This window comes from Mesorhizobium sp. M1A.F.Ca.IN.020.04.1.1, assembly GCF_003997315.1.
Lineage (GTDB): Bacteria > Pseudomonadota > Alphaproteobacteria > Rhizobiales > Rhizobiaceae > Mesorhizobium.
The window spans coordinates 1-7,941 of record NZ_RZSN01000225.1; the positions used below are offsets into that span (position 1 = coordinate 1).

Annotated in this window: 9 protein-coding genes and 1 pseudogene; 6 read left to right on the plus strand and 4 right to left on the minus strand. The window is 63.7% G+C overall.

Annotated elements, in window-relative coordinates; genetic code table 11:
* Positions 1–19: 19 nt before the first annotated feature.
* Together EOA49_RS28600 and EOA49_RS28605 are read right to left on the minus strand one after the other, a co-directional pair.
* Positions 20–523 carry an NAD(P)/FAD-dependent oxidoreductase gene (locus tag EOA49_RS28600; protein WP_127243495.1) on the minus strand — a complete coding sequence of 168 codons (504 nt, stop codon included), beginning with the start codon at positions 521–523 and terminating at the stop codon, positions 20–22.
* A gap of 284 nt (positions 524–807) precedes the next feature.
* Positions 808–1,041, minus strand: a complete 234-nt coding sequence (locus EOA49_RS28605) for a hypothetical protein (protein ID WP_067001193.1) — start codon at positions 1,039–1,041, stop codon at positions 808–810.
* A gap of 164 nt (positions 1,042–1,205) precedes the next feature.
* Here EOA49_RS28605 and EOA49_RS28610 point away from each other — a divergent pair, with 164 nt between their 5' ends.
* The 5 genes from EOA49_RS28610 (at position 1,206) to EOA49_RS28630 (ending at position 6,657) form a co-directional block, all read left to right on the plus strand.
* On the plus strand, positions 1,206–1,805 hold the full coding sequence (locus EOA49_RS28610) for a DUF922 domain-containing protein (RefSeq protein WP_127240372.1): 600 nt from the start codon (positions 1,206–1,208) through the stop codon (positions 1,803–1,805).
* A 469-nt stretch (positions 1,806–2,274) separates the two neighbouring features.
* Positions 2,275–3,354, plus strand: coding sequence for a sn-glycerol-3-phosphate ABC transporter ATP-binding protein UgpC (gene ugpC / locus EOA49_RS28615; protein ID WP_067001190.1), 1,080 nt, complete (start codon positions 2,275–2,277; stop codon positions 3,352–3,354).
* A gap of 36 nt (positions 3,355–3,390) precedes the next feature.
* The gene (locus tag EOA49_RS28620) at positions 3,391–4,716 is read left to right on the plus strand and encodes an ABC transporter substrate-binding protein (RefSeq protein WP_095801402.1); all 1,326 of its coding nucleotides are present in this window, start codon (positions 3,391–3,393) and stop codon (positions 4,714–4,716) included.
* Positions 4,717–4,823: 107 nt separating this feature from the next.
* Positions 4,824–5,762, plus strand: a complete 939-nt coding sequence (locus EOA49_RS28625) for a sugar ABC transporter permease (RefSeq protein WP_067001186.1) — start codon at positions 4,824–4,826, stop codon at positions 5,760–5,762.
* Between the two features lies 1 nt (position 5,763).
* On the plus strand, positions 5,764–6,657 hold the full coding sequence (locus tag EOA49_RS28630; RefSeq protein ID WP_067001185.1) for a carbohydrate ABC transporter permease: 894 nt from the start codon (positions 5,764–5,766) through the stop codon (positions 6,655–6,657).
* 54 nt (positions 6,658–6,711) lie between these two features.
* Here EOA49_RS28630 and EOA49_RS34040 read toward each other — a convergent pair whose 3' ends face one another.
* On the minus strand, positions 6,712–6,837 hold the full coding sequence (locus EOA49_RS34040; RefSeq protein WP_259979814.1) for a hypothetical protein: 126 nt from the start codon (positions 6,835–6,837) through the stop codon (positions 6,712–6,714).
* 154 nt (positions 6,838–6,991) lie between these two features.
* The gene (locus EOA49_RS28635; RefSeq protein ID WP_127240374.1) at positions 6,992–7,411 is read right to left on the minus strand and encodes a VOC family protein; all 420 of its coding nucleotides are present in this window, start codon (positions 7,409–7,411) and stop codon (positions 6,992–6,994) included.
* A gap of 326 nt (positions 7,412–7,737) precedes the next feature.
* On the opposite strand from EOA49_RS28635, the pseudogene EOA49_RS28640 reads away from it, so the two are divergent.
* Positions 7,738–7,941, plus strand: a pseudogene (locus EOA49_RS28640) (MFS transporter); the annotation flags it as partial.

A 7,941-nucleotide genomic window follows, 5' to 3' on the forward strand; every position in this document is an offset into this window, starting at 1 on the left:
CCTACACCGAGGCCACGCCCTATACGGCCAGGAACCTGCTGGTCGTATAGGGCGTGGCCTCGGTGTAGGCGGCGCTGTGCAGCACCTCTCCCTTGAAGGTTTCGATGCCGGCAAAGGCCGGCGTTATCGGCTCTGCGTTATTGCCGGTGGCGATGACGATCTTGCGGGCGTTGAAAGGACCGGCATCGGTCTCGACCACGATTTTTTCGCCCGCCCGGCGGATCGATTTCACCGTGACGCCGAAGCGCGGCTCTAGGCTGAAACGCGCGGCATAGGCGTCGAGATAGGCGACCACCTTTTCACGCGGAACGTAGCGTGGGTGGCTTTTCGGGAACGGCAGGAAAGGCAGTGACGAGAAGGACTTCACCGTGTGCAGGTGCAGCCGCCGGTAATGCCGCCGCCAGGCCGGCGCCAGCTCGCTCGCCTTTTCGAGGATGATGAAATCGACTCCGGCCCGCTTCAGGCAGGCCCCGACAGCCAGCCCCGCCGGTCCCGCGCCGACAATGACGACATTGGTATCCAAGGCAACCTCCTCCCCCAAGGCAGGAAGAAGCTATGCCCGAGGTGTCGGAGGAGCAAGTAGGGGGATCACCTGGACTTGCGGGACAGGGTGCACCGAGCGAAATCGGATGAATGGCCGAGCGAGGCGCCGGAGTCTTATCTCGCTCCTTATCGGGAAATGTCGCCGAAGGCGACGGAGGGATCGCTGCGCGTGAAGTGCCGGCGCGTTGCGCGGAGGAATACAACGTCGGCGATCTGCGTGAGACGACCCCTCAGGCCTCAAGGGGGGAGATCAGGATTCGCGCTCTACTCCGTCCCGCTCGGCGCTTCGGCCTCGTCCTCGGGCGGTTCGAGAATCTCGATCAGCCGCGCTACCCTGGCGCCCGGCATCGCGCGACCCTCGTTCATCAGCGCCTCGTCGGCGCCGATCCAGGCGAAGGCCTCGCGCAATTCCTCGAGGCTGGCGCCGGTGAGCGCGACGTCGGCGATGACGGCCTCGTCGACAGGGCCAAGAACGGAAATGATCTCGTTGCGGGTCATCCTTGTCTCCCTGGGGCGGAACGATGACAAGGAAACGGCGGACGGGTGGAGCGGGTTCCGACGGCGTTGTCTCCGCCTTGTGGGAGAAAGCGCCGCGCGGTCTTTGCTCTTGCCCCGACAACCGCTATGCACGGAGGCTCGTCCCGGAATTCTGCCGAGTCCTCATGAAATCCGTCTTGCTGCTTTCCGCCCTGCTCCTCTCCTCACCCGCCCTCGCCCAATGGAAGCCGAGCGAGAAGGTCGAGACCTATGCGATCTCAGGACAAAGCGTGGAGGCGCTCTATGTCTCGATCGGCGAGAAAGGCCCTGTGATCGGCAGGGACTCGGCCGGCAACGGGCGGCGGGCAATCGCGCAGACCAACTTCAAGCTGACCTGGCAGCGCGATTATCAGACTGAAGGCGACGCCTGCGTGCTGAAGACCGCTCGCCCGAAGCTGATCATCACCTACACGTTGCCGAAGCCCGCCGCAAAACTTGCCCCCGCCGTGCAGGCGCGGTGGGACGCGTTTGCCGCCGGCCTCACCGCACACGAGAAGGTCCACGGCGCCGGCATCGTCGACATGGTGGACAAGATCGTCGCCTTCAGCACCGGCCTCACCGTTGCCGACGACCCCGGCTGCACCAAGATCAGGGCGGAGCTGACGAATTATCTCGACCAGCTTTCCAAGGCGCAGCGCCGGGCCAGCCGCGACTTCGACAAGGTCGAGTTCGGTCCGGGCGGGAACTTGCAGAAGCTGATTGCGGCGTTTCTGATCGGCGGGTGAACACGGCCAAGGTGCGGCCGCGCCCTTCCCGCGGTGGCAGCAGGGCCACATCGGAAGCACCGCTATCAGCATTACCGCATCTCGAATGGGACAGCTGCCAATCCCGTCTGCGCGGAAACGGGAACTGTCGGCTCTTTCTCGGCCAGGTTGAAATCTACACCTTAGTACTTGCTAATGTGCATTCAGCGCTCTTCACCGACTGATCGGCGGCCACGCGGCACGGCCCTGGATCGACTTAGCTCACGGCAGGCTTGGCTCATTTGTCCTTTGAGACGAAAGTCTAAGGGCATGCGCCGCAGCTTTACAGGCGGGTTTGGTAGCGCTACCGTTTCACAGTCGCGTGACCCGGGGGGAGCTGGGGCAAACGTCGCCGACGCCAGTGGTGGATGCTTGCCGGCATCCGTTTCAGCCACACCTTGATTGGAAACGGCTCCCCGCGAAACCCGCAGGGACCATCGGGAGGAGTTCGATGGCGTCTGTCGCGATTGGCGATGTCTACAAGTCGTTCGGAGCCACCCAGATCCTGCACGGCGTCAGCGTCGACATAGAGGACGGCGAGTTCGTCACGCTGGTCGGGCCGTCGGGATGCGGAAAATCGACGCTTCTGCGGATGATTGCCGGGCTGGAAAAAATCTCCCGCGGCCATATTTCGATCGGCAGCCGTGTCGTCAACGATGTTGCGCCGAAGGAGCGCGACGTGGCCATGGTCTTCCAGAACTACGCGCTCTATCCGCACATGACCGTTGCCGAGAACATGGCGTTCTCGCTCATGCTGAAGGGAGTGGCCAAGGCGGAGAGCGATGCCGGGGTGAAGCGGGCGGCCGAGATCCTCGGGCTGGTGCCGCTTCTGTCGCGTTATCCGCGCCAGCTTTCGGGCGGCCAGCGGCAGCGCGTCGCCATGGGCCGGGCGATCGTGCGCAATCCGCAGGTGTTTTTGTTCGACGAGCCGCTCAGCAACCTTGACGCCAAGCTGAGGGTCCAGATGCGGGCCGAGATCAAGGAACTGCACCAGCGGCTGAAGACGACGACGATCTATGTCACGCACGATCAGATCGAGGCCATGACCATGGCCGACAAGATCGTCGTCATGCATGACGGCCTCGTCGAGCAAATCGGGCCGCCGCTCGAGCTCTACGACCGGCCGAACAACCTCTTCGTCGCGAGCTTCATCGGCTCGCCGGCCATGAACCTGCTCAAGGGCACATTCGCCAATGACGGCGCGCCGTCGTCGTTCCGGGGCGCGGGTGGCGTCTCCGTGCCTCTGTCGAAACCACCCGCGATCGGCAACGGCGAAGCCGTCGTGCTCGGCGTTCGGCCCGAGCATCTGCGGCTGGCCGAGGACGGCATTCCGGTCACCGTGGTGGTGATCGAGCCGACCGGCTCGGAAGTGCAGATCATCGGCCGGACGGCCGGCGGAGAGGATATCGTCGCCAATTTCCGCGAACGCCATTCCTTCGCGCCGGGAGAAACCATCCGGCTGTCGGTGGAACCCGGCCCCATTCATCTGTTTCACGGCGAAACGGGCCAGCGGATCGAAGCGGCGCCATAGACCACGCAACGAGGAAACCCACAGGAGGAGACGAGCATGAAGTTCACCAGACGCGACGTGATCCGCACGACCGCCGGCGCGGCCGCCGGGGCCTTGGGCAGCCGCTTCGTCGGCTCGAGCGCCTTCGCCCAGGAGGGCCTGACCTACAAGCCGGAGGAAGGCGCCAAGCTCCGGCTGCTGCGCTGGTCGCCTTTCGTGCAGGGCGACGAGGACCAATGGCTGAAGAATACGAAGCGGTTCACCGAGGCGACCGGCGTGGAGGTGCGCGTCGACAAGGAGAGCTGGGAAGACATCCGGCCCAAGGCGGCCGTCGCCGCCAATGTCGGCTCCGGTCCCGACCTGATGTTCGTCTGGTTCGACGACCCGCACCAATATCCCGACAAGCTGCTCGACGTGACCGAACTCGGCGACCATCTCGGCAAGAAATATGGCGGCTGGCACGACGGCCCGAAGCAGTATGCGACGCGCGAGGGCAAGTTCCTCGGCCTGCCGCTCGCCACCATCGGCAACGCCATCGTCTATCGCGAAAGCTGGGTGAAGGAGGCCGGCTTCTCGGAATTCCCGAAGGACACGGCGGGTTTCCTTGAGCTGTGCAAGGCGCTCAAGGCAAAGGGCCATCCCGCCGGGTTCACCCATGGCCACGGCGTCGGCGACGGTAACAACTATGCGCATTGGCTGCTATGGAGCCATGGCGGCCAAATGGTCGACGAAGCCGGCAAGGTGACGATCAACAGCCCCGAGACGCTGAAGGCGATCCAGTATGCGCAGGAGCTCTACAAAACCTTCATCCCCGGCACGGAAAGCTGGCTCGACGTCAACAACAACCGCGCCTTCCTGGCCGGCGAAATAAGCGTGATCGCCAACGGCATCTCGGCCTACAACACCGCCAAAGTCAACAAGGACAACGACCCGAAGCTGGCCGAGATAGCCAAGGACATCCGCACCACCAATCTGCCGATCGGTCCGGTCGGGAAATCGGTCGAGCTGTTCCAGGTGACCACGGCCGTCATCTTCAACTACACGCCCTACCCCAACGCGGCCAAAGCCTATCTGCAGTTCATGTTCGAGGACCCGCAGATGTCGGACTGGATCACGTCGTCGGCCGGCTATTGCTGCCAGACGCTGAAGGCTTTCGACAACAATCCGGTGTGGAAGGCCGACCCGAACAATGCCGCTTACGCGAAAGCCTCGGCGACGCTGCGACCCAACGGCTATGCCGGGCCGCTCGGCTATGCCTCGGCCGCGACCATGGCCGATTATGTGCTGGTCGACATGTTCGCCAAGGCGGTGACGGGACAGGCGACACCGCAAGAGGCGATGGAAGAGGCCGAAAAGCGCGCCAACCGCTATTATCGCGTCTGATCCTGCCGGGCACCTGAAGCAAGGGTGGCCGCGTCGGGATCTTCCGGGGCACGGAAGGACCACGCGGCCACCACCACTCCACCGCATGTTGCGAGGAATCCGCGCCCATGGCCGTGCCATCCGTTGCCGTTCAGCGGCGTCCGTCGATGCTTTCGCGACTTGCCGAGAGCCGGAACACTCTTGGTCTCGGCTTCATGCTGCCGGCGGCGGCGCTGCTCCTGGTCTTTCTCACCTATCCGCTGGGACTCGGCGTCTGGCTTGGGTTCACCGACACACGCATCGGCCGGCCCGGCATCTATATCGGTGTCGAGAACTATGAATATCTCTGGAGCGACAGCGTGTTCTGGCTGTCGGTCTTCAACACCGTGCTCTACACGGTCAGCGCTTCGATCCTGAAATTCGTGCTCGGCCTCTGGCTGGCTCTCATCCTCAACGAGAAGCTGCCCTTCAAGTCGTTCTTCCGCGCGGTGGTGCTGCTGCCCTGGGTGGTGCCTACGGTGCTGTCGGCCATCGCCTTCTGGTGGATCTACGATTCGCAGTTCTCGATCCTGTCCTGGGCGCTGCAGCAGATGGGGCTGATCGACCACCGCATCAACTTCCTTGGCGATCCGACCAACGCGCGCGCTTCCGTCATCGCGGCCAATGTCTGGCGCGGCATCCCGTTCGTCGCCATCACGCTGCTTGCCGGCCTGCAGACCATCCCGCAGTCGCTCTATGAAGCCGCCACGCTGGACGGCGCCAGCCGCTGGCAGTTGTTTCGCCATGTGACGCTGCCGCTTTTGACGCCCATCATCGCCATCACCATGACCTTCTCGGTGCTCTTCACCTTCACCGATTTCCAGCTGATCTATGTGCTGACCCGCGGCGGGCCGGTGAACGCCACCCACCTGATGGCGACCTTGTCCTTCCAGCGCGGCATTGCCGGCGGCCAGCTCGGCGAAGGCGCGGCAATCGCGGTCGCCATGATCCCCTTCCTGCTGGCGGCGATCCTGTTCAGCTATTTCGGCCTGCAACGGCGCAGGTGGCAGCAAGGCGGCGGAGACTGATATGGCCGCGATCAGAGAAGTCGAGCGCCTGGACACCGACGAAGGCGGCATGGGCTACCTGCAGAGCCTGCCGCGCCGGGTGGTCACGGTCTATCTGCCGCTGCTGGTGTTTCTCATCGTGCTGCTGTTTCCATTCTATTGGATGACGATCACGGCGGTTAAGCCCAATGTCGAGATGACCGATTATGTGAACTACAATCCGTTCTGGGTCGTGCATCCGACGCTGGAGCACATACGCTATTTGCTCCTGGAGACCTCCTACCCCGGCTGGCTGCTCAACACGGTGATCATATCGACGGCGGCCACCTTCCTGTCGCTGGCGGCTGCGGTGCTCGCCGCCTACGCGATCGAGCGGCTGCGGTTCTCCGGCGCCCGCCAAGTCGGCCTTGCCGTCTTCCTCGCCTATCTGGTGCCGCCCTCGATCCTGTTCATCCCGCTGTCGGTGATGGTGTTCAACCTCGGTCTCTACGACACGCCCTTCGCGCTGATCCTCACCTACCCGACCTTCCTGATCCCGTTCTGCACCTGGCTGTTGATGGGCTACTTCCGTTCGATCCCCTTCGAATTGGAGGAATGCGCGCTTATCGACGGCGCCACCCGCTGGCAGATCCTGACCAAGATCGTGCTGCCGCTGTCGGTGCCGGGCCTGATCTCGGCCGGCATATTCGCCTTCACGCTGTCCTGGAACGAATTCATCTACGCGCTGACCTTCATCCAGTCGTCGGAGAAGAAGACGGTGCCAGTCGGCGTGCTCACCGAGCTCGTCCGCTCAGACGTCTACGAATGGGGAGCGCTGATGGCGGGCGCGCTGATCGGCTCGCTGCCGGTGGTGGTGCTTTATTCGTTCTTCGTCGAGCACTACGTCTCCTCGATGACGGGCGCGGTGAAGGAATAGCGTCCGCTTTGGCGGTCATGGCCATTGCACGAGGCACCCGCCGATCGATGGATTTTAGCGGATCGGCACCAGCATGGCAGCCTCGCGGATGACGCGGATGGCGTCCGGATTGGTGACGGGATAGCACCGGCCGCGATCGACAGCGGCGCCAAGCGGCATTTCGAGAAAACGAAGCTGCAACTCATCGCCGCCGGTTTCGAACTCATGCCCGTCGATGCCCAGCCCCGATGCTCCGACGGGGTGGCGAGCAAGTAGCCGAGGGGGTGGTGCGTCGCGCTTTCTCCCCCGCTAGCTAGGGGCCGCTAGGGGGGAGATAACGGCGCCCGCCGCCGCGCTAAAAACTGATCTCCACCGCCGGCGCACTACGCTTCGCCTCGCCATGAAACACCGCCTCGATGTTGCTGCCGTCGGGGTCGAGCAGGAAGGCGGCGTAGTAGCCGGGGTGGTAGGGACGCTCGCCCGGCGCGCCGTTGTCCTTGCCGCCGGCGGCGAGGCCCACTTGGTAGAAGGCGTCGACCATGGCGCGGTCCTTGGCCTGGAAGGCGAGATGGTGACGGCCGGTCAGCACGCCCTGGGCCGCACGGCTATCGGCGCTGGAAACGAACAGTTCGTCCGCCCAGAAGTAATCCTCGGCCTCGCCGCCGATCGGGACGCCCAGCACCTCGAGCACCGCGCCGTAGAAACGCCGGCTCGCCTTGACGTCGCGCACCACCAGATGAAGGTGGTCGATGAGCCGGCCGCGATAGAGTTGCATGGCGTGTTGCCTCCTCCCGATTGCTGCGGCTCAATCTAGAAGGGCCTGGTACATGGTCAATGTGGGTGCGGAAGACTGCTGACAGTTAAAGAGGGTCGGCGCGAGGCACCCCCCTCTGTCCTGTCGGACAGTCCCGCAGGACAGAGGGGGTGTGAAGGAACGCCAGCATAAGGCGATCGGCCAACATCCCCAAAAATCCGGATAAAAAATGCATCCAGATTGTAGGATCGGTGTCCGCAGCGGCGTCCTTCGGACGCAAGCGGCGCGATGGACCTGGAAAAACCGTGCCGCATCAAACAGGATGCCTTAGGGCACGGGAGAAAATCATGAATCCTTCCTATCGTTGGGTCATCGTCACGGCCGGCGCGCTGATGACCTGTGTGGCGCTCGGCGCGATGTTCTCGCTGGCGATCTTTCTCGAGCCGATGTCGATCGACACCGGCTGGTCGCGCGCCGGCATTTCCAGCGCCATGACGCTGAATTTTCTGGTGATGGGCGTCGGCGGCTTCGCCTGGGGCGCGATCTATGAC